Below are 20763 nucleotides of genomic sequence, written 5' to 3'. Positions count from 1 at the left end.
TCGGTTTTAAAGAAAAAGGGCAGGGTGGTGACACCTTGCCCGTTTTTTTTGCCGGATGCGATGTTGTTGTCGCATCCGCTTACCCCGCAACTCACTGATGCCGTTTACGCAGGTTCTCAATCACCGTCGTTAAGTCCAGATCCTGATCCTGCAGCAGCACCAGCAGGTGATACATCAAGTCCGATGCCTCGTTGGTCAGCTCAAAGCGGTCGTTCGCCGTTGCTGCCAGTGCGGTTTCCACGCCTTCTTCGCCCACTTTCTGCGCAATGCGCTTGGTGCCGCTGGCATATAGTTTGGCAGTGTAAGAGGTTTCCGGGTCGGCAGATTTGCGTTCGGCGAGCAGTTGTTCCAGCTGATAAAGGAACAGCCACTGGTGAGCGGTATCTCCGAAGCAGCTGCTGGTGCCTTTGTGGCAGGTTGGGCCGATGGGATTCGCCAGCACCAGCAATGTGTCGTTGTCGCAGTCCGGCGCAATATTTACTACGTTGAGGAAATTGCCCGATGTTTCGCCTTTGGTCCACAGTCGCTGTTTAGTGCGCGAGAAGAAGGTGACTTTGCCGCTTTCGATGGTTTTGTCCAGCGCTTGCGGATTCATGTAGCCCAGCATTAACACTTCGCCGGATACCGCGTGTTGCACAATCACCGGCATCAGCCCGTCGGTTTTTTCCCAGTCCAGTTCGCGACGTTGTTGTTCTGTTAACATATCCTGATCTCCACGCCCTGTGTTGCCAGGTACGCTTTTAATTCACCAATATTGATTATTTGTTTGTGGAATACGGAAGCCGCCAGCGCGCCGTCAACGTCGGCATCGCGGAAGGCTTCAAGGAAGTGCTCCATAGTGCCCGCGCCACCGGAGGCAATCAGCGGAACGTGACAGACTTCACGCACTTTTTTCAGCTGCTCGAGGTCGTAACCGTTACGCACGCCGTCCTGATTCATCATGTTGAGGACGATTTCTCCGGCACCGCGTTTTTGCACTTCCTGTACCCAGTCGAGCGTTTCCCACTGAGTGACGCGGGTGCGGCTTTCATCGCCGGTATATTGATTCACATGATATTTACCGGTTTCGGCGTCGTACCAGGTGTCAATACCGACCACAATACACTGCACGCCAAAGCGATCGGCCAGGCGAGTAATTAACGTCGGGTCCGCCAGCGCAGGGGAGTTGATAGAGATTTTATCCGCGCCAAAGGAAAGAATTTTCGCGGCGTCATCCAGCGATTTAATTCCTCCCGCCACGCAGAACGGAATATCGATCACTTCCGCCACGCGAGATACCCAGCTTTTATCTACCACACGTCCATCGCTGGAGGCGGTGATATCGTAGAACACTAGCTCGTCCGCACCTTCTTCGGCGTAGCGTTTTGCCAGCGGCACGATATCGCCAATGATTTCATGGTTACGAAACTGTACGCCTTTCACCACCTGACCATCACGAACGTCGAGACACGGAATTATGCGTTTTGCCAGCATGCGATGGCCTCCTTCACGGTGAATTTACCTTCCAGTAATGCACGACCAACTATTACGCCGCGCACGCCAGTGCCACGCAGGGCAGCAACATCGTTAATGTCGCCAATGCCGCCGGATGACTGAAATGCCACCTGCGGGTATCTGGCGCACACTTCTTCATATAAAGAGACGTTAGAACCTGCCAGCGTGCCGTCGCGCGCGATATCGGTACACAGCACATGTTTCAGGCCGACGGGCAGATAGGTTTCCACCAATTGTTCCAGTGAAACGCCCGAGTTCTCTTGCCAGCCGCTGACCGCCACCTGCTTGTTGCCTTGCTCGTCAATACGGACATCCAGCGCCAGCACTAAGGCATCGGCACCGAAACGTTCAAACCAGCCTTTCACCATTTCTGGTGATTTCACCGCAGTGGAGCCAACCACCACGCGCGCAACCCCAGCTTCCAGTAACGTCGCCACATCTTCTTCGCTACGCACGCCGCCGCCAACCTGCACCGGAACGTTAACGCCAGCGACCAGGGTTTTAATCAGTGGGATTTGACGTTTAGCCGGATCTTTTGCCCCGGTCAGATCCACCAGGTGCAACACTTCGGCACCTTGTGCGGCGTAATCCTGTAAGCGCGGCAGCGGGTCGTTACCGTAATCGCGTTGTTTGCCGTAATCGCCCTGATGGAGACGCACCACAGTGCCGTCGATTAAATCTAATGCCGGAATAATCATCACATCTCCAGGAAGTTTTTCAGCAACTTAGCGCCAGCGGCACCAGAACGCTCCGGGTGGAACTGCACGCCATAGAAGTTATCTTTTTGTACCGCCGCGGTGAACGGTTCGCCGTAATTGCACTGGGCGATGGTCCACGGATTGACCGGCATTGCGTAGCTGTGAACAAAGTAAAAGTACGCGCCGTCTTCAATCCCCTGAAACAGGCGGTTGCCTGCCCGCGGGTAAACGCGGTTCCAGCCCATATGCGGCAGCGGCAGACCAAAGTCGGTCATTTTCGGCACGTCTTCGTCGATGATACCCAGCAAATCGACGCCGTTGCTCTCATCGCTGCGCCGCCCCAGCAGTTGCATCCCTAAGCAGATGCCCAGCACCGGTTGGGTACAGGCTTTGATGAGATCAAACAGCTCGCGCTCACGTACCTGATCCATCGCCGCTTGCGCAGTGCCAACGCCGGGTAAAAACAGTTTATCGGCCAGCAACACGACGTCCGGGTCGCGGCTGACTTTGGGGTCATAGCCGTGACGTGCAATGGCTGACTTCACCGAGTTCAGGTTGGCGCAGCCGGTATCCAGGATCACCACGTTCATCACAGCACTCCTTTCGACGAGGGCAGGGTGTCGCCTTCCACGCGGATGGCCTGGCGCAGGGTGCGACCAAAGGCTTTGAACAGGCTCTCTACACGGTGGTGATCGTTTTTACCTTTGGTTTTCAGGTGCAGGGTCACGCCCATGGTGTATGAGAGCGAACGGAAGAAGTGCTCGATCATTTCAGTGCTGAGATCGCCCACGCGCTGGTAGGTAAATTCAGCTTTATATTCCAGGTGCGGGCGACCAGAGATATCCAGCGCGCAGCGGGCAAGGCATTCGTCCATCGGCAGCACAAAACCAAAGCGACAAATACCGCGTTTGTCGCCGAGGGCGATTTTTAGCGCTTCGCCCAGCGCCAGGCCGGTATCTTCGACGGTGTGGTGATCGTCGATATAGAGGTCGCCTTTGACGTTGATTTCCATACGGAAACCGCCGTGGGTGGCGATCTGATCCAGCATATGATCAAAGAAGCCAACGCCGGTGTTAATCTTGCTGCCACCTTCGCGATCCAGCCACACCTGAACGTCAATCTGCGTCTCTTTGGTGTTGCGCACTACATGGGCGTAACGGTCTCGTTTAGTGAGTTGCTCGCCAATCATCGGCCAGTTCAGGATTTCGCGGTCGTAGCGTAAACCATTAATGCCCATGTTTTCCGCCAGTTGAATATCGGTCGCGCGATCGCCAATCACATAACTGTTGGCGCGATCCATCGCTTGCTCAGCCAGATAACGCTCCACCAGTTTTACTTTCGGCTTACGGCAGTCGCACTCATCGGCGGGCAGGTGCGGGCAAATCAGCACTTCATCAAACTGTACGCCTTGCGAAGTGAAGATCTGCATCATCAGGTTGTGCGGGCCATCAAAATCCGCCTGCGGGAAACTTTGTGTTCCCAGACCATCCTGATTGGTGATCATCACCAGCTTATAGCCCGCTTTTTGCAGCTTCAGCAGCTGCGGGATCACGCCCGGTTCAAAGGCGAGTTTGTCAAAACGGTCCACCTGAAAATCACTCGGCGGTTCGCTAATCAGGGTTCCATCGCGATCGATAAAAAGATACTTCTGACTCATCAAACTTGCTCCGCACGTAAGGCGTCAATGACGCGCTGGCTTTCTTCACGGGTTCCGACGGTAATTCGCAGGCAGCCGCTTAAAGAGGGTTGTTTATTCTGATCACGTAAGATAATGCCCTGATCCCACAAAGATTTAAACACTGCGCTGGAGGCTTTAAAGCGCGCCAGAATGTAGTTGGTTTCAGAGTCGAAAACCTGCGCCACGCAGGGGATCTCTTTCAGTGCGGCAATCAGGTATTCGCGTTCTGCAATAATTTGCGCCACCCGTTCGCGCATGGCGACGATTCCCTGCGGGCTTAACGCCTGGGCCGCAATGTCGGCAACTGGCGTCGAGAGCGGGTAGGGGGCGATCACTTTCATCAGCAGGTTGATGACTTCTTCGTTTGCCAGCGTAAATCCGCAACGAAGGCCCGCCAGAGCAAAAGCTTTCGACAGTGTGCGCAAAATAGCCAGGTGCGGATATTCCGCCAGCCAGCTAGCCAGCGATGCCTTCGGGCAAAACTCGATATAGGCCTCATCGGCAACCACAATCGCCTCACCGCGCGTTAGCTCCAGCAGGGTGCGAAAATCCTGCGGATTGATCAGTTGCCCGGTCGGGTTGTTGGGGCTGCAAACATAAACCACTTTTACGCCGTCCAGCTTGTCGGAAATGCCCTGTAAGTCCAGTTGCCAGTTGTCCAGCGTCGGCACTGTGCGGCACTCGACGCCAATAGTTTCGGCGCTGACGCTGTACATGCCGTACGTTGGCGGGCAATAGAGAATGGCGTCTTTACCTGGTTCGCAAAAAGCGCGAATCAGCAGTTCAATACCTTCGTCCGCGCCACGGCTGACCAGTACCTGCTCTGGTTTTACACCTGCATACTGCGCGTAATTTTCAATCACCGCTTTCGGTTGGCATTCCGGGTAGCGGTTGAGCGTTTGCTGAGTGAGCTGAAACTCCACGGCTGTGGGGTATTCGTTGGCGTTCAGCCAGACATCGCCGTTACCGCCCAGACGACGCGCCGACTGATACGGCGTCAGGTTGCGGACGTTTTCACGCGCTAAATCGGTAATAGTCACGGTGCTCATGCTTGCTCCTTAAGGGCGTTAACACGCAAAGTAACGGCATTTTTGTGGGCGGTCAGACGCTCGGCGGCGGCCAGTGTTTCAATGGTCGAAGCCAGCGCGGAGAAACCTTCTTTCGACAGTTCCTGCACGGTCATACGCTTCTGGAAATCTGCCAGTCCGAGACTGGAACAGGTGGCGGTGTAACCGTAAGTCGGCAGTACATGGTTGGTGCCGGAGGCGTAATCACCTGCCGATTCCGGTGACCAGTCACCAAGAAATACCGAACCGGCGCTGGTGATGCCATCGACAAGTTGGCGGGCGTTGCGGGTCTGAATGATCAGGTGCTCCGGGCCGTAGAGGTTGGAGATCTCTACGCACTGCGCTAAATCGTTGGTCACAATCAGGCGGCTGGCGCTCAGTGCCTGACGGGCGGTTTCGGCACGCGGCAGCTCTGCCAGCTGGCGTTCGACAGCCTCGGCAACGCGACGCGCCATATCAGCATCGGGCGTCAGTAAAATCACCTGTGAGTCCGGGCCGTGTTCTGCCTGGGAGAGCAAATCAGAAGCCACGAAATCCGGCGTAGCGCCGCTGTCAGCAATCACCAGTACTTCCGACGGGCCTGCGGGCATATCGATTGCCGCACTGTCAAGACGCTGGCTTACCTGGCGTTTTGCCTCGGTGACAAAGGCGTTACCTGGCCCGAAGATTTTGTCTACTTTGGGCACGGATTCTGTGCCAAACGCCAGTGCGGCAATGGCCTGTGCGCCACCGACGTTAAACACATCCTGCACGCCGCACAGCTGCGCCGCGTAAAGGATCTCATCGGCAATCGGCGGCGGTGAGCACAGCACCACTTTTTTACAGCCTGCAATACGCGCCGGAGTCGCCAGCATTAATACCGTTGAGAAGAGCGGGGCGGAGCCGCCAGGAATATATAAACCCACCGAAGCCACCGGACGCGTTACCTGCTGGCAACGCACACCAGGCTGAGTTTCAACATCTACCGGCGGCAGTTTTTGCGCAGTGTGGAAGGTTTCAATATTCTTTACTGCCACCGCCATTGCCTGTTTTAGCTCATCGCTCAGGCGTTCGCTGGCGGCGGTAATTTCCTCAGCAGACACCTTCAGCGCGGTAACCGTGGTTTTATCAAACTTCGCGCTGTATTCACGCAGGGCGTCATCGCCGCGTGCTTTCACGTTATCGAGAATATCGTTAACAGTGCGGGTAATGCTTTCAGAAGCGGTGATCGCCGGGCGCATTAACAACTGGCGTTGTTGTTCCGCAGTACAGCTATTCCAGTCAATGATTGTGTTAAAGCTCATGGCGATCACTCCATCATCTTCTCAATGGGCAGGACCAGAATCGAACTGGCACCCAGCGCTTTCAGTTTTTCCATGGTTTCCCAGAACAGGGTTTCGCTGCTGACCATGTGCATGGCGACGCGCTGTTGATCACCCGCCAGCGGCAGAATAGTTGGGCGTTCGGCACCTGGCAGCAGGGCGATGACGTCATCCAGACGCTCGGTCGGTGCGTGCATCATGATGTATTTTGATTCGCGCGCCTGGATCACACCCTGAATACGGGTCAGCAGTTTGTCGATCAGTTGCTGTTTGGATTCTTCCATTTCGCCATCGCGCTGGATCAGGCAGGCTTTCGAGCGGTAGATAACTTCGACTTCGCGCAGGCCGTTGGCTTCCAGCGTGGCACCGGTGGAAACCAGATCGCAAATCGCATCCGCCAGTCCGGCACGCGGGGCGACTTCAACAGAACCGTTCAGTAAGCAGGATTTAAAAGAGATGCCTTTCTGGTCGAGATAACGCTTGAGCAGGTGAGGATAAGAGGTGGCGATACGTTTACCGTTTAAGGAGAGCGGGCCGTCCCAGGCTTCATCAACTGGCGTTGCCAGCGAAAGGCGACAACCGCCGAAATCCAGACGACGCAGGGTAAAATAACGCGGATCTTCACCCTGGGCGCGGCGGTTAAGCAACTCTTCTTCCAGCACGTTTTCGCCGATAATCCCAAGGTCTACCACGCCGTCCATTACCAGACCGGGAATGTCGTCGTCACGCACGCGCAGAATATCAATCGGCATGTTTTCTGCCATCGCGATCAGGCGCTGGGTGTGAAGATTGATTTTAATGCCACAGCGCGCCAGCAATTCGCGTGAGTCATCACTTAAACGTCCTGATTTCTGCATAGCTATGCGTAAACGAGTGTTGTCTGTCATTTTCTTTTTCCTCTTTATACCTGTCTGAACCGTTATCAACCGCGCAATAAAAAAGCCCCCGGAAGGTGATCTTCCGGGGGCTTTCTCATGCGTTCATGCACCACTGGAAGATCTGAATGTCTTCCAGCACACATCGCCTGAAAGACTAGTCAGGATGATGGTGATGATGGTGGTGTTTAAATTGAACGCGTGTCATAAAAGTCTCTGTGAATGTTTATTCAACTGATGTCTTTTAACCTAAACCACTTTCACGTTAGAAAGCAAGGGCTTTTTTATATATTTTATGGCGATGGATTTGTTTAATGAATGAGCGGGGAAAGGAGGGGGCTAAGAGGACAGTCCTCTAACCTGACGGCACCAAAAATAGCGAAGCCTGGATTTTTCGTCTCGCTGACAATGCTTTGAGCTACTGGCTAATTAATAAATAGTTTATTGCCACTCATCATTGCACAATGAACTGTACAAAAGAGGAGATTGACATGCGTACAATTAGCTACAGCGAAGCGCGTCAGAATTTGTCGGCAACAATGATGAAAGCCGTTGAAGATCATGCCCCGATCCTTATTACTCGTCAGAATGGAGAGGCTTGTGTTCTGATGTCACTCGAAGAATACAACTCGCTGGAAGAAACGGCTTATCTACTGCGTTCCCCCGCTAACGCCCGGAGATTGATGGACTCAATTGATAGCCTGAAATCAGGCAAAGGAACGGAAAAGGACATTATCGAGTGAAACTAATCGGGTCTGAGGAATCAGGGGGATGATTATCTGTACTGGCAGGAAACAGATAAGCGAATTGTTAAAAAGATCAATGAACTTATCAAAGATACCCGCAGAACGCCATTTGAAGGTAAGGGGAAGCCAGAACCCCTGAAACATAATTTGTCAGGCTTCTGGTCCCGACGCATTACAGAGGAGAACCGTCTGGTATGCGCGGTTACTGACGATTCACTGCTTATTGCAGCATGTCGTTATCATTATTGAAGAGATTCATTCATAGAATGAATTGTCAGTTTTGATACGCTGGCGTAGCCTTATAGATCTAAGGTGTATCAGGAGAAAACGGATGAAAAAGGTCGCAATTGTCGGGTTAGGGTGGTTAGGCATGCCGCTGGCGATGTCACTTTCAGCACGAGGCTGGCAAGTCACTGGGAGTAAAACTACACAAGATGGCGTAGATGCGGCCCAAATGAGTGGCATTGATAGCTATCTGCTTCGCATGGAGCCCGATTTAGTTTGCGACTCTGACGATCTGGATGCCCTGATGGATGCTGACGCGCTGGTCATTACGCTTCCGGCACGCCGCAGCGGCCCCGGCGATGAGTTCTATTTACAAGCGGTACAGGAGCTGGTGGATAGCGCGCTGGCTTATCACATTCCCCGCATTATTTTTACCAGCTCAACATCTGTTTACGGTGATGCGCAAGGCACAGTGAAAGAAAACACTCCGCGTAATCCGCTGACCCATAGTGGACGAGTGTTAAAAGAGCTGGAAGACTGGCTGCACAATTTACCCGGTACTTCGGTTGATATTTTGCGTCTTGCTGGTCTGGTCGGGCCTGGGCGTCATCCCGGCCGTTTCTTTGCCGGAAAAACTGCGCCGGATGGAGAACACGGCGTCAATTTAGTCCACCTGGAAGATGTTATTGGCGCTATCACTCTGTTGTTACAGGCACCTAAAGGCGGGCACATCTATAATATATGTGCGCCAGCTCACCCTGCGCGTAATGTTTTCTATCCACAGATGGCCCGTTTACTGGGACTGGAACCTCCGCAGTTCAGGAATAGCCTGGACAGCGGCAAAGGTAAAATTATTGATGGCAGCCGGATCTGTAATGAATTGGGATTTGAATACCAGTATCCCGATCCACTGGTAATGCCGCTGGAGTAAAGCATCACGCCAGCAGAATGCCGCATACACCGCAAGGGGGCGTGTATGAAACCACTGCTGGACGTGTTGATGATCCTTGATGCCTTAGAAAAAGAGGGTAGTTTTGCGGCGGCGTCAGCCAAACTGTATAAGACGCCATCTGCCCTCAGTTATACTGTTCACAAGCTGGAAAGCGACCTTAATATTCAATTGCTTGATCGTAGTGGTCACCGCGCTAAGTTTACCCGCACCGGAAAAATGTTGCTGGAGAAGGGGCGGGAAATTCTCCATGCTGTGCATGAACTGGAAAAGCAGGCGATCAAACTCCATGAAGGTTGGGAAAACGAGCTGGTAATCGGGGTTGATGATACCTTTCCCTTTTCACTGCTTGCGCCACTCATTGAAGCCTTTTATCAACATCACAACGTCACGCGTCTGAAGTTTATCAATGGCGTTCTGGGCGGTTCCTGGGATGCCCTGACTCAGGGGCGAGCAGATATTATTGTTGGCGCGATGCATGAACCGCCATCTTCCAGCGAATATGGTTTCTCTCGGTTGGGCTGTCTGGAACAAGTTTTCGCGATTGCTCCTCATCATCCGTTAGCTCTGGAAGAGGAACCGTTAAATCGCCGTATCATTAAACGCTATCGGGCGATTATCGTGGGTGATACCGCGCAGGCTGGCGCATCTACGGCATCACAACTTCTCGACGAACAAGAGGCCATTACCGTATTTGATTTTAAAACCAAACTGGAATTACAAATCAGCGGTCTTGGTTGCGGTTATTTACCGCGCTATCTGGCGCAACGCTTTCTCGATAGTGGCGCGTTAATTGAGAAGAAAGTGGTTGCGCAATCCCTCTTTGAACCCGTATGGATTGGCTGGAATGAACAAACCGCAGGGCTTGCCAGTGCGTGGTGGCGTGATGAGATTTTAGCAAATAGTGCTATTGCTGGTGTTTATGCAAAATATGATGACGGAAAATCAGCCATTTAAATAAAAAATTATATGACAAGCCTCTCATTCTCTTGTCATTTACCCCCCATTTAGGCACAATGCGCCGCTGTCAAAAAATGACTAAAAACCGACGTTTCATCCGCGTCGGTTATTTTTTGCTTCAAACCAATCATTCATACCAAGAGGCCGGGCTTCGTACCGGATAGATATTTACTAAAAATCGACAGTTGTTGTCGCTGAGGAATCCAAAAAAATGGGGCAATTTTTTGCTTACGCGACGGTTATCACCGTAAAGGAGAATGACCATGTCGCATAACGTTACTCCAAACACCTCTCGCGTGGAATTGCGTAAAACGCTTACGTTAGTTCCGGTTGTAATGATGGGTCTTGCCTATATGCAGCCGATGACGCTGTTTGATACTTTTGGTATCGTTTCAGGCCTCACGGATGGTCATGTGCCGACAGCCTATGCGTTCGCATTGATTGCGATCCTGTTTACGGCTCTGAGCTACGGGAAGCTGGTTCGCCGCTATCCTTCTGCTGGCTCTGCATACACATACGCCCAGAAATCCATTAGCCCGACGGTTGGCTTTATGGTGGGTTGGTCTTCTCTGCTCGACTACCTGTTCGCGCCGATGATCAACATTCTGCTGGCGAAAATCTATTTTGAAGCTCTGGTGCCTTCCATCCCATCGTGGATGTTTGTGGTGGCGCTGGTGGCCTTTATGACCGCCTTTAACCTGCGTAGTCTGAAATCCGTAGCGAACTTCAACACTGTAATCGTGGTGTTGCAGGTAGTGCTGATCGCGGTGATTCTGGGCATGGTTGTGTATGGCGTATTTGAAGGTGAAGGCGCTGGTACGCTGGCGAGCACGCGTCCGTTCTGGTCCGGTGATGCACATGTCATCCCGATGATTACCGGTGCGACGATTCTGTGCTTCTCCTTTACCGGCTTTGACGGCATCAGCAACTTGTCGGAAGAAACCAAAGATGCAGAGCGCGTGATCCCGCGAGCGATTTTCCTGACCGCGCTGATTGGCGGCATGATCTTCATCTTTGCAACTTACTTCCTGCAACTGTACTTCCCGGATATCTCTCGCTTTAAAGATCCGGATGCGTCACAGCCTGAAATCATGCTGTACGTTGCGGGCAAAGCGTTCCAGGTTGGCGCGCTGATCTTCTCCACCATTACCGTACTGGCGTCCGGTATGGCGGCGCACGCAGGCGTAGCGCGTCTGATGTACGTAATGGGTCGTGACGGCGTGTTCCCGAAAAGCTTCTTCGGTTATGTACACCCGAAATGGCGTACTCCGGCGATGAACATTATCCTGGTTGGCGCGATTGCTCTGCTGGCAATCAACTTTGACCTGGTAATGGCAACGGCGCTGATTAACTTTGGTGCGCTGGTGGCGTTCACCTTCGTTAACCTGTCGGTTATCTCGCAGTTCTGGATCCGTGAGAAACGTAACAAGACGCTGAAAGATCACTTCCAGTATCTGTTCCTGCCGATGTGTGGTGCGCTGACTGTAGGTGCGCTGTGGGTTAACCTGGAAGAAAGCTCAATGGTTCTGGGGCTGATCTGGGCGGCTATCGGTCTGATTTACCTGGCTTGCGTGACTAAGAGCTTCCGCAACCCGGTTCCGCAGTACGAAGACGTAGCATAATCTTTAAAGCCGGATGACATAATCATCCGGTAAATCTAAAAAAGCCGGAGTTTATATCGCTCCGGCTTTTTTGTTTCAGACGATCTCTTCTGCGTACTGCCAAAGCGCTTTTAACAGCGCTACTTTCTCTTTGTCATCGGCATATTGTTGTGCCAGCATCTGCAATTCATCAGCATAACCTTGCAAAAATTCTGCTGTGAAGACCTGACGGCGGTGCTCCAGCCAGCGTTGCTGCTCGGCGTAATCCAGCGTCCCCGGGAAGTTACGCGCCCGATAATTGAATAACAGTTTCTCAATACGTTTATCGACAAAGGTGATATCCAGTGCCGGTAAATTACGCGGCTCGGTTTCCAGGACAATTTTCATTGCGGCGCGATCGGCGTCACTGAAAAAGCCATTATAGAGCTGTGCATCGACGTTATCTGAAGGTGTAAATGGTTCGGCTTCAGCAAATATCGCAACCACTTTTTCACGCACTTGCGGGTGTTCACGCAGAATTTTCAGGTTATCGAGACAATGCTGACGATTAATTCTCAACCTGTCGGCATCTTCCGGGCGCAGCGTATTCGCCTGCGCCAGCACCGGGCATTTATTGATATGCACCAGCTTAACCGGGACTGCGGCGTTATCGCCCAGATCGGCCTTTGCGGTATACAGACGCTCGCGCAGCGTGTCGCTGTCCAGCTCCAGGAGTGGCGAGATATCTCCTGCCAAATCCACCATAATCACGGCATTGCGATTTTCAGGATGCCACGCCAGTGGCGCCACCCAGCTGGTATTGCCGCGCCATGCGCCAAACATACCGGAAACATGTACCAGCGGTTTCATCTGCGGCACATCAATCAACGCCGTCAGTTTGTGCTTATTACGATGGGTAAAGAGATAATCAAACAGCCGTGGTTGACGTGTTTTCACCAACTTCGCCATCGCAATAGTGGCGTACACATCGGCCATCGCATCGTGGGCGTTGCTATGTTCAATACCATTAGCTTTGGTTAAATGTTCAAGTCGAAAGCTCGGTAAACCATCTTCATTTTCAGGCCAGTTAATCCCCTCCGGGCGCAGGGCATAACAGGCACGCATCACGTCAAGCAGATCCCAGCGAGAGTTATCATGTTGCCAACTCCAGGCATAGGGATCGTAAAAATTACGATAAAAGATATTGCGTGTAACTTCGTCGTCAAAACGCACATTGTTGTAACCAAGAATACAGGTCTTCGGTACGGTAAAAAGCGAGTGAATACGGGCGGCAAAGGCAGCTTCGTTTTCCCCTTTTGCACGCGCTTCCTGTGGAGTGATGCCGGTAATTAACACCGCCCCTGGCTGGGGTAAATAATCGTCCGCAGGCTTACAGTAAAAGACTTCAGGTTCGCCGATAATATTGAATTCGCTATCAGTGCGAATGGCGGCAAACTGCGCTGGGCGATCTAACGCGGGGTGCGTGCCAAAGGTTTCGTAATCATGAAACAAAAAGGTAGATTGTTGCTTACCGTCATTCATCGTTAGGTTAAATCCGTTATTTCTGTTGTATGCCAGAGTATCAAATATCACCGTGCTAATCAGCTTTAGAGCGATATTTTGGCTGCGTGTGAAAACAGATAATGTCAGATTAAAATGAGATAAATGTCACATTTTCTTGCACTTTATTCCAGCCAGTTCATCAGGATTTCCGTAAAAAGAACAGCTATTGGAAACACCTGAGGATTTGCTGTTGAAACGCCGTCTTATTATTGCTGCTTCTTTGTTCGTTTTTAATTTATCGTCTGGTTTTGCGGCGGAAAATATTCCCTTTTCACCCCAACCTCCGGAGATTCATGCGGGATCATGGGTTTTGATGGATTACACAACCGGACAGATCCTCACGGCGGGTAATGAGCACCAACAACGTAACCCTGCCAGCCTGACTAAGCTAATGACGGGCTATGTCGTCGATCGCGCTATCGATAGCCATCGCATAACACCAGACGATATTGTTACTGTGGGGCGCGATGCGTGGGCGAAAGATAATCCGGTCTTTGTCGGCTCTTCACTGATGTTTTTGAAAGAGGGCGATCGCGTATCGGTACGTGATTTAAGCCGTGGATTAATTGTGGATTCCGGCAATGACGCCTGTGTGGCGCTTGCGGATTATATTGCCGGGGGACAACGGCAGTTCGTCACAATGATGAACAATTACGCTGAAAAGTTGCATTTACAGGATACCCATTTTGAAACGGTTCACGGTCTGGATGCGCCGGGCCAGCATAGCTCAGCCTATGATTTAGCCGTGCTTTCTCGCGCCATCATCCACGGCGAACCTGAGTTTTACCATATGTACAGCGAAAAAAGCCTTACCTGGAACGGCATCACCCAGCAAAACCGAAACGGGCTATTGTGGGATAAAACCATGAACGTTGACGGCCTGAAAACCGGGCATACATCCGGGGCAGGGTTTAATCTCATTGCTTCGGCGGTGGATGGGCAACGCCGTCTCATTGCAGTGGTAATGGGGGCCGACAGCGCAAAAGCTCGCGAAGAAGAGGCTAGAAAATTACTGCGTTGGGGGCAGCAAAACTTTACTACGGTGCAAATTTTGCACCGTGGGAAAAAGGTCGGTACGGAACGCATCTGGTATGGTGATAAAGAAAACATCGCACTGGGAACGGAACAAGAATTCTGGATGGTGCTGCCGAAAGCGGAGATCCCTAATATCAAAGCAAAATATACCCTTGATGGTAAAGAACTCACTGCGCCAATTGCTGCTCATAAGCGGGTAGGGGAGATTGAGCTTTACGACCGTGATAAATTGGTTGCGCACTGGCCATTGGTTACCCTGGAATCTGTCGGTGAAGGCGGTATGTTTTCCAGGTTGAGCGATTATTTCCACCATAAATCCTGACCTTTATTTAGCGCCGACTGGCAGGAGTGCGAGTCTGCTCGCATAATCAACACTCATTCCTTGTGGTATTTACATTGCAAAATATACTGTACAAAAAAACAGTGTGTGGAGGCGTCATGAACTACGAGATTAAGCAGGAAGATAAACGTACCGTTGCAGGTTTCCATCTCGTTGGCCCGTGGGAACAAACGGTGAAGAAAGGTTTTGAGCAGTTGATGATGTGGGTAGAGAACAAAAAAGTTGTGCCTAAGGAATGGCTTGCCGTCTATTACGATAACCCAGATGAAACACCTGCCGAAAAGTTACGTTGTGACACGGTGGTTTCCCTGGAGAACAACTTCACTCTACCGGAAAACAGTGAAGGCGTGATCCTGACGGAAATCTCCGGTGGGCAATATGCGGTTGCCGTTGCCCGCGTAGAAGGTGATGATTTTTCTACGCCATGGTATCAGTTTTTTAATACTCTCTTGCAAGACAGTGCTTATCAGATGTCACCTAAGCCCTGTTTCGAAGTTTATCTTAATAACGGAGCGGAAGACGGCTATTGGGATATTGAAATGTATGTCGCAGTGCAGCCGAAAATGGGTTAATGCTGGTGCAACAACAGGGTGTTAACCTGATTGCTTCGCTGTTTTTCGTCATGTAAAAGGGTAAAATTGACCTTCAGACTTCTGATAATCCCTTCGGGAATGTTCCGGATTACTTTTTGTAAGTCGGCTGGACACCTGGTTTAGTGTCTGGCCGCAGTAATCGTTCTGAGTTAACTTTATCCTTATTTAACGGAGTTCCAGCGTGCGAGCTGATAAGTGCCTTAGTCCGTTTGAAATTCGTGTGTACCGTCATTACCGTATCGTGCATGGTACTCGCGTCGCACTAGCATTCCTGCTGACTTTTCTCATTATTCGCCTGTTTACTATCCCGGAAAGCACCTGGCCACTGGTCACTATGGTGGTGATCATGGGGCCTATCTCGTTTTGGGGTAACGTCGTCCCTCGAGCATTCGAACGTATTGGCGGTACGGTGTTGGGGTCGATTTTAGGTCTTATCGCTCTGCAACTGGAGTTAATCTCTTTACCGTTGATGTTAATCTGGTGTGCAGCAGCCATGTTTCTTTGCGGTTGGCTGGCGTTGGGTAAGAAACCGTATCAAGGTTTATTGATTGGCGTGACGCTGGCAATTGTTGTTGGTTCCCCGACAGGTGAAATTGATACCGCATTATGGCGAAGCGGCGATGTGATCCTCGGTTCTTTACTGGCAATGCTGTTTACCGGCATCTGGCCGCAACGGGCCTTCATCCACTGGCGTATTCAACTGGCGAAAAGTCTGACCGAATATAACCGGGTCTACCAATCAGCATTTTCACCGAACCTACTGGAACGCCCGCATCTGGAAAGCCATCTGCAAAAACTCCTGGCTGATGCCGTGAAAATGCGTGGGCTGATTGCGCCCGCCAGCAAAGAAACCCGTATTCCAAAATCGATATATGAAGGTATCCAGACGATTAACCGTAATCTGGTTTGTATGCTGGAGCTGCAAATCAATGCTTACTGGGCCACTAGGCCCAGTCATTTTGTGCTACTGAATGCGCAAAAACTGCGCGACACACAGCAAATGATGCAGCAAATAGTGCTGACTCTTGTTCATGTCCTTTACGAAGGCAATCCACAGCCGGTTTTTGCTAATACAGAAAAACTGAACGATGCTGTGGAAGAGTTGCGCCAGTTGCTCGCTAATCATCATGATCTGAAAGTCGTTGAGACGCCGATTTATGGCTATGTATGGCTAAACATGGAAACGGCGCATCAACTGGAGTTACTGTCAAATCTGATTTGTCGGGCTTTACGCAAATAAATTCCGACCTTCAGAATCAAATTGCTGCTGCTTCGATTCAGCAAGGATAAAGGGTATGATAGTGAACAGGGATAAAAGCATTGTCATCTGCGGCAGCTATGAGTAATGTTGGCCCTAACGAATAGCGGTTGCTTAAACGAATCCGACTCTCACATTATCAGGGGTATAAAAATGGAAACTACCAAGCCTTCATTCCAGGACGTGCTGGAATTTGTTCGTCTGTTCCGCCGTAAGAACAAGCTGCAACGTGAAATCCAGGACGTTGAGAAAAAGATCCGTGACAACCAGAAACGCGTCCTGCTGCTCGACAACCTGAGCGACTACATCAAACCTGGTATGAGCGTTGAAGCAATTCAGGGCATCATCGCCAGCATGAAAGGCGACTATGAAGATCGTGTTGATGATTACATCATCAAAAATGCTGAGCTCTCCAAAGAACGCCGCGATATCTCCAAAAAGCTGAAAGCTATGGGCGAAATGAAAAACGGCGAAGCGAAGTAATTTCTGCTTTATTCAATGAGGATTGCCGGGCAATCCTCATTGTTCATTGATTCTTTTCTCACTGTTGTAAGTCATCATACCCATCTCATAACATATTGAAATTTCTGGCTTAACGACAGCCTTCTTCTGTATGCAATAAGGCAAGAAGTTCTGCAATCCCGATGTTATTTACCGCACTGGTCACTAACACCTTTCGTGCTCCAGCTTCCCGTAGCCAGCATTTCACCAAAGATATCTGTTCCTCACTGGCTAAATCCACTTTGGTGACTACCCCAATGACCGGGCGATTCATTGACGTGGTAAAGCCTGGCGAAAAAGGGGACCACGGCGCGTCTGCATTAAGCACCAGCGCGATAATGTCCGCTTCGCAGGCACTGACCAGCAGTGCGCTGTAAAGGTTACGGTTTTCGAGGTATTCTCCGGGCGTGTCAATAGTTGCCGGGGACCAGACGATTGCCTGCGTTTTTTGATACTGAATATTCTCTCCGCGCAGACACTGTGTGAGTGATGTTTTTCCGCACTGGCTGGGGCCAATGAGCATCATGCGTCGCATAGTGTCAGGTCCGAGTAATGGGGCAGGCGGTAAAGTGCATCATTTCGCCCAGCGTGCGGGTGACCTGGCTAAGCGCATATTCGATGGCGGAAACATCGCCAGTCAGAACTACCGCGCCGGTAAAACGATCAAGAAAACCAATCTCTACAGCGCCTGATTTTGTAGCGATATCACATGCGATGATAGATGCTTCGCTGGGGGTAATCGTCAGAATGCCAATAGCAGAAACGGTGTCCGGTAAGCCTAATTTCTTAAACAGATCCTTTCCAGGATTGGCAATAACATGTGCCAGCGTGACCTGTTTACCGGGGACATATTCCTGAATCATTCGTTCAGTCGTGTGCTGAGTTGACATTATCCCTCCACCATCTGACGCCACATGGCTTCATGCGGACGGGCAATTACCGAGCGATAGACCAACAAACCTTTTTCCCCCGCTCGTTCGCTGGCGACAGATACCGCGTTATTAACATCAGAAATATCGCCTGCCACTACCATGTAGCATTTACCGCCAATACCAAAGGCCATATGTACCCGTACGAGCGTGACGTTTGCCGCTTTCACTGCACAATCGGCAGCGTCAATGCAGGCCGCTACACTCCAGGTTTCGACTACACCGACAGCCCGTCGCTGGTCAACATGGTTCAGACCGCTGATTGCGGGCAGGATAGAGGGATGAATATTAGGAAGGAGCAGACTGTCGACCAGCATTTCACCTGCAAGGGAAGCGCCGCTGTTGATGGCCTGCTGTACTGCACCGACATCGCCTCCGAGCATCAGCAGAAATTTACCGGGGCAAAGCGTTTTGCTGACCAGTAATTCAACGTTGGCGCTTTTCAGCATGGCATCGCCGGTTTCCATTCCTTTCGCGATACTGCTAAGTTCTAAAATACCTACCGCTTTCGACATGATTAACCTCTCACTATCGTAATCGCGTTTTCTGTCACATCGCTGACCATGCCATCAATACTGGCATGAACAGGGGCACCTAATGTGCCGTGTGGAATTAGCCCCACGCACTGCCCACGAACGACGCGATCGCCGTTTTGTACACACGGAATTGCGCTGGCACCGATGTGCTGACGTAACAATAGTGTCACTTTTTCGGGTTGTGGTACGTGTTCAGACAATGGCGCGTCCTGATACCACGTGGCTAATCCCAATCTTGCCACCAGCCGTTTTACTGGAATCAGCCGATAATTTGCCATGGCATCCTCAGGATTTAAGGCACCTTCGTAGCGGAGGTTTTTTGCGCGTAGTTCCTGCTTAAGCAGGCGGTTTATGCGCATGGGTGAAATACCTACCGGGCAGGCAACGCTGGCGCAGACGTTGCACTCCGAACAGGTGAGCGCTGTCAGTAACAGTTGCGGCGTAGCGAGCTGTTGGTAGTTAACTGCACGTACTAACAAATGTGGTGATAGTTCGTGACCAATTAAATGGCGTGGGCAGAGATCGGTGCATAAGCGGCATTGTTCACAAACGGTTTTCGCGATGGCAAGTACGCTGCGGTCATCCTGCATTCGACGTTGGATCAGTGAATGAGAGTTGGGTAAAACCAGCAAGCCGCCAGTGGTTTTGCTGACTGGCGTATCGAGCGATGTGATCAAACTCCCCATCATCGGACCGCCATTGATAAAACCAGGATTATCTACCGTTGCGCCTCCCGCCAGCGCCAGTACCTCGCGTAAAGAGATCCCGATGGGAACGGTCACCGTTACGGGTTTAGCAACTGCACCATTAACGGTTAGCGTGCGGCGCGTTACCGGATACTGCTGCTCAACAGCTCTGGCAATATTCAGCACAGTCTGGACGTTATTGACGACTACGCCGACGCTAACGGGCAACGCGGCTGGTGGAACGCGGCGACCTGTAGCCATCCAGATGGTCAGCACTTCGTCTCCTGCGGGGTAAACGTCGGGCAAAATATGCAGGCGGATATCAGGCGGTAGTAATGGTGTGAGGGCGTTTATTGCCAGTTGATACTTTTCTTTCAGCGCGATGATTCCGCTACTGGCCCCGGTGGCTTTCATTGCATAGTGAACACCGCGAAGCAGGCGGCTGGCTTGCTGTGCCATTAACTGCTGGTCCACTTTCAACATGGGTTCGCATTCCGCCGCATTCACCAGGAACGTATCAACACGTGCTTGTAGCTTGATATGTGTCGGAAATCCTGCGCCACCAGCACCAACAACGCCTGCTGCTTGTACTCGCTCGCGGATCGTCTGACCGTCGCAGGACGTAAACTCGACGTTCATAACAACTCCTCAAGCAATTCTGCAATAGCATTGGTATCAGCCACACGTGGGTTGGTACGCAATGTAGCATCCGCCAGCGCCGCCTGAACCATATCGGGAATACGTGATGACCATTCTGCTTTTTTTTCTTTCAGCGCATTGGCGAGAGTCGGTATTGAACACGCTTTTTTGAGCTGTTCAATATGTTGAATGAGTGCATTCAGGCTTGCGGTGTCATTGGCATTGTCCGGGCATAAATGACACGTTTTAGCCAGCCGGGCGTAGCGTTTGGCGGCGCGAGGATCGCCAGCATTAAAACGAATAACTGACGTCAGCAGGAGCGCATTCGCCAGACCGTGGGGCAAATGAAACTGCCCACCGAGTTGATGGGCAATCGCATGATTTAACCCAAGCCCCGCCTGACTAAAGGCAATTCCTGCAAGCGTCGAGGCATTATGCATTTTACCGCGGGTGGCAAGGCAATCGCCTTTCTTCACTGCAGTGGGCAGGTATTGAAAAACAATTTGCACGGTTTTTTCGACCAGTGCATCCGTGAAGTCGCTGGCGCGGGGAGAAACATAGGCTTCAAGCGCATGGGTTAAAACATCCATTCCGGTATTGGCTGTTATCGCCGGTGGCACGCTCACGACCAGAGATGGATCAAGGATCGCGATATCCGGATAAAGTGCGTTATCGAAAAGGGGATATTTAATTCCTTTCTCAGGATCGCTGATGACACAGGCGCTGGTCACTTCTGAACCGGTGCCGCTGGTGGTGGGAATAGCGACGCAGGTTTCAATTTCGATAGCACACTGGCGACTAAACCAGACAATTGCTTTTGCGGCGTCCAGTGCAGAGCCGCCGCCAAAACCGATAACCACATCCGGGCGTAAAGTTTGCATCTGAGTGATGCCTTTTACCACTGTCTGGATAGTTGGGTCGGGCGTTATTTCGCTAAAAATACTGAGACGATTACTGTCGGGCAGCGCCTGGCGCAATGTATCAATCAGCGGTGAGCGTGCCAAAAAGGCGTCGCAAATAATCCAGATGTGCTTATTGGTGAAACGACTAAGCACTTTGAGACTTCCCGGTCCGCTGTATAAACGCGTTTGTAGTGAAAAAGTATTCATT

Annotated in this window: 24 protein-coding genes, 1 pseudogene and 1 other annotated feature; of the genes and pseudogenes, 10 read left to right on the top strand and 15 right to left on the bottom strand. The window is 51.3% G+C overall.

Annotated features, from left to right (window positions below; genetic code table 11):
* Positions 1–91 precede the first annotated feature (91 nt).
* The 9 genes from hisIE to hisL all read right to left on the bottom strand — a co-directional run bounded on the left by hisIE (position 92) and on the right by hisL (position 7321).
* Positions 92–703 (bottom strand): bifunctional phosphoribosyl-AMP cyclohydrolase/phosphoribosyl-ATP diphosphatase HisIE, encoded by a 612-nt coding sequence (gene hisIE, locus D9738_RS08765; protein WP_130259989.1) that lies wholly within the window; start codon positions 701–703, stop codon positions 92–94.
* Complete coding sequence (gene hisF / locus D9738_RS08760) at positions 697–1473, bottom strand: imidazole glycerol phosphate synthase subunit HisF (RefSeq protein WP_000880156.1); 777 nt, start codon at positions 1471–1473, stop codon at positions 697–699. Before hisF ends, hisIE begins: the two co-directional genes overlap by 7 nt.
* Complete coding sequence (gene hisA / locus D9738_RS08755; protein WP_130259988.1) at positions 1455–2192, bottom strand: 1-(5-phosphoribosyl)-5-[(5-phosphoribosylamino)methylideneamino]imidazole-4-carboxamide isomerase; 738 nt, start codon at positions 2190–2192, stop codon at positions 1455–1457. Before hisA ends, hisF begins: the two co-directional genes overlap by 19 nt.
* Positions 2192–2782 (bottom strand): imidazole glycerol phosphate synthase subunit HisH, encoded by a 591-nt coding sequence (gene hisH, locus D9738_RS08750; RefSeq protein ID WP_130259987.1) that lies wholly within the window; start codon positions 2780–2782, stop codon positions 2192–2194. The genes hisA and hisH overlap by 1 nt, the downstream gene beginning before the upstream one ends.
* Positions 2782–3849 (bottom strand): bifunctional histidinol-phosphatase/imidazoleglycerol-phosphate dehydratase HisB, encoded by a 1068-nt coding sequence (hisB, locus tag D9738_RS08745; RefSeq protein ID WP_000080136.1) that lies wholly within the window; start codon positions 3847–3849, stop codon positions 2782–2784. The genes hisH and hisB overlap by 1 nt, the downstream gene beginning before the upstream one ends.
* Positions 3849–4919 (bottom strand): histidinol-phosphate transaminase, encoded by a 1071-nt coding sequence (gene hisC, locus D9738_RS08740; protein WP_130259986.1) that lies wholly within the window; start codon positions 4917–4919, stop codon positions 3849–3851. Before hisC ends, hisB begins: the two co-directional genes overlap by 1 nt.
* On the bottom strand, positions 4916–6220 hold the full coding sequence (gene hisD, locus D9738_RS08735; protein WP_130259985.1) for a histidinol dehydrogenase: 1305 nt from the start codon (positions 6218–6220) through the stop codon (positions 4916–4918). The genes hisC and hisD overlap by 4 nt, the downstream gene beginning before the upstream one ends.
* Before the next feature lie 5 nt (positions 6221–6225).
* Complete coding sequence (gene hisG, locus D9738_RS08730) at positions 6226–7125, bottom strand: ATP phosphoribosyltransferase (protein WP_000131780.1); 900 nt, start codon at positions 7123–7125, stop codon at positions 6226–6228.
* Positions 7126–7171: 46 nt separating this feature from the next.
* Positions 7172–7295 (bottom strand) — a sequence feature (His leader region).
* Positions 7271–7321, bottom strand: a complete 51-nt coding sequence (hisL, locus tag D9738_RS08725) for a his operon leader peptide (protein ID WP_001364200.1) — start codon at positions 7319–7321, stop codon at positions 7271–7273. It overlaps the preceding feature by 25 nt.
* A 283-nt stretch (positions 7322–7604) precedes the next feature.
* Here hisL and yefM point away from each other — a divergent pair, with 283 nt between their 5' ends.
* From yefM to plaP, 6 genes and pseudogenes are all read left to right on the top strand, one after another.
* Positions 7605–7856: a YoeB-YefM toxin-antitoxin system antitoxin YefM gene (yefM, locus tag D9738_RS08720; RefSeq protein ID WP_001259255.1), complete on the top strand. Its 252-nt coding sequence runs from the start codon at positions 7605–7607 to the stop codon at positions 7854–7856.
* A pseudogene (gene yoeB, locus D9738_RS08715) lies at positions 7853–8108 on the top strand (type II toxin-antitoxin system mRNA interferase toxin YoeB). Before yefM ends, yoeB begins: the two are co-directional and overlap by 4 nt.
* A gap of 82 nt (positions 8109–8190) precedes the next feature.
* Positions 8191–9015, top strand: coding sequence for an SDR family oxidoreductase (locus D9738_RS08710; protein WP_130259984.1), 825 nt, complete (start codon positions 8191–8193; stop codon positions 9013–9015).
* Positions 9016–9060: 45 nt separating this feature from the next.
* The gene (locus tag D9738_RS08705) at positions 9061–9990 is read left to right on the top strand and encodes a LysR substrate-binding domain-containing protein (protein ID WP_130259983.1); all 930 of its coding nucleotides are present in this window, start codon (positions 9061–9063) and stop codon (positions 9988–9990) included.
* A 214-nt stretch (positions 9991–10204) separates the two neighbouring features.
* Entirely contained in the window at positions 10205–10267 is a 63-nt protein-coding gene (gene yoeI, locus D9738_RS08700) for a membrane protein YoeI (RefSeq protein WP_010723108.1), read from the top strand.
* Positions 10257–11615 carry a putrescine/proton symporter PlaP gene (gene plaP, locus D9738_RS08695; RefSeq protein WP_000019197.1) on the top strand — a complete coding sequence of 453 codons (1359 nt, stop codon included), beginning with the start codon at positions 10257–10259 and terminating at the stop codon, positions 11613–11615. The genes yoeI and plaP overlap by 11 nt, the downstream gene beginning before the upstream one ends.
* Before the next feature lie 75 nt (positions 11616–11690).
* On the opposite strand, the gene sbcB is transcribed toward plaP, so the two are convergent.
* On the bottom strand, positions 11691–13115 hold the full coding sequence (sbcB, locus tag D9738_RS08690; RefSeq protein ID WP_130259982.1) for an exodeoxyribonuclease I: 1425 nt from the start codon (positions 13113–13115) through the stop codon (positions 11691–11693).
* 211 nt (positions 13116–13326) lie between these two features.
* Here sbcB and dacD point away from each other — a divergent pair, with 211 nt between their 5' ends.
* From dacD to D9738_RS08670, 4 genes are all read left to right on the top strand, one after another.
* Positions 13327–14493 carry a serine-type D-Ala-D-Ala carboxypeptidase DacD gene (gene dacD, locus D9738_RS08685; protein ID WP_130257598.1) on the top strand — a complete coding sequence of 389 codons (1167 nt, stop codon included), beginning with the start codon at positions 13327–13329 and terminating at the stop codon, positions 14491–14493.
* Positions 14494–14609: 116 nt separating this feature from the next.
* Positions 14610–15083 (top strand): DNA gyrase inhibitor SbmC, encoded by a 474-nt coding sequence (gene sbmC, locus D9738_RS08680; protein WP_130259981.1) that lies wholly within the window; start codon positions 14610–14612, stop codon positions 15081–15083.
* A gap of 202 nt (positions 15084–15285) precedes the next feature.
* Positions 15286–16344: an FUSC family protein gene (locus D9738_RS08675; RefSeq protein WP_130259980.1), complete on the top strand. Its 1059-nt coding sequence runs from the start codon at positions 15286–15288 to the stop codon at positions 16342–16344.
* 171 nt (positions 16345–16515) lie between these two features.
* Positions 16516–16845: a DUF496 family protein gene (locus D9738_RS08670; protein WP_000450409.1), complete on the top strand. Its 330-nt coding sequence runs from the start codon at positions 16516–16518 to the stop codon at positions 16843–16845.
* Positions 16846–16954: 109 nt separating this feature from the next.
* Here the strand turns inward: D9738_RS08670 and D9738_RS08665 are convergent, their stop codons facing one another.
* Genes D9738_RS08665 through D9738_RS08645 form a run of 5 tightly spaced genes read right to left on the bottom strand, consistent with a single transcriptional unit; the run spans position 16955 to position 20762 of the window.
* On the bottom strand, positions 16955–17398 hold the full coding sequence (locus D9738_RS08665; RefSeq protein ID WP_130259979.1) for a EutP/PduV family microcompartment system protein: 444 nt from the start codon (positions 17396–17398) through the stop codon (positions 16955–16957).
* A 4-nt stretch (positions 17399–17402) separates the two neighbouring features.
* Positions 17403–17753, bottom strand: a complete 351-nt coding sequence (pduU, locus tag D9738_RS08660; protein WP_130259978.1) for a propanediol utilization microcompartment protein PduU — start codon at positions 17751–17753, stop codon at positions 17403–17405.
* A complete protein-coding gene (pduT, locus tag D9738_RS08655) occupies positions 17753–18307 on the bottom strand; it encodes a propanediol utilization microcompartment protein PduT (protein ID WP_130259977.1) in 555 nt (184 codons plus the stop codon). Before pduT ends, pduU begins: the two co-directional genes overlap by 1 nt.
* 2 nt (positions 18308–18309) lie before the next feature.
* Complete coding sequence (locus D9738_RS08650; RefSeq protein WP_130259976.1) at positions 18310–19653, bottom strand: 4Fe-4S dicluster domain-containing protein; 1344 nt, start codon at positions 19651–19653, stop codon at positions 18310–18312.
* Positions 19650–20762 (bottom strand): 1-propanol dehydrogenase PduQ, encoded by a 1113-nt coding sequence (locus tag D9738_RS08645; RefSeq protein ID WP_130259975.1) that lies wholly within the window; start codon positions 20760–20762, stop codon positions 19650–19652. Before D9738_RS08645 ends, D9738_RS08650 begins: the two co-directional genes overlap by 4 nt.
* Between the last annotated feature and the right edge of the window lies 1 nt (position 20763).

It is taken from the genome of Escherichia sp. E10V5, assembly GCF_004212315.1.
Classification (GTDB): Bacteria; Pseudomonadota; Gammaproteobacteria; order Enterobacterales; family Enterobacteriaceae; genus Escherichia.
This window is presented reverse-complemented; position numbering and strand designations above follow the sequence as displayed.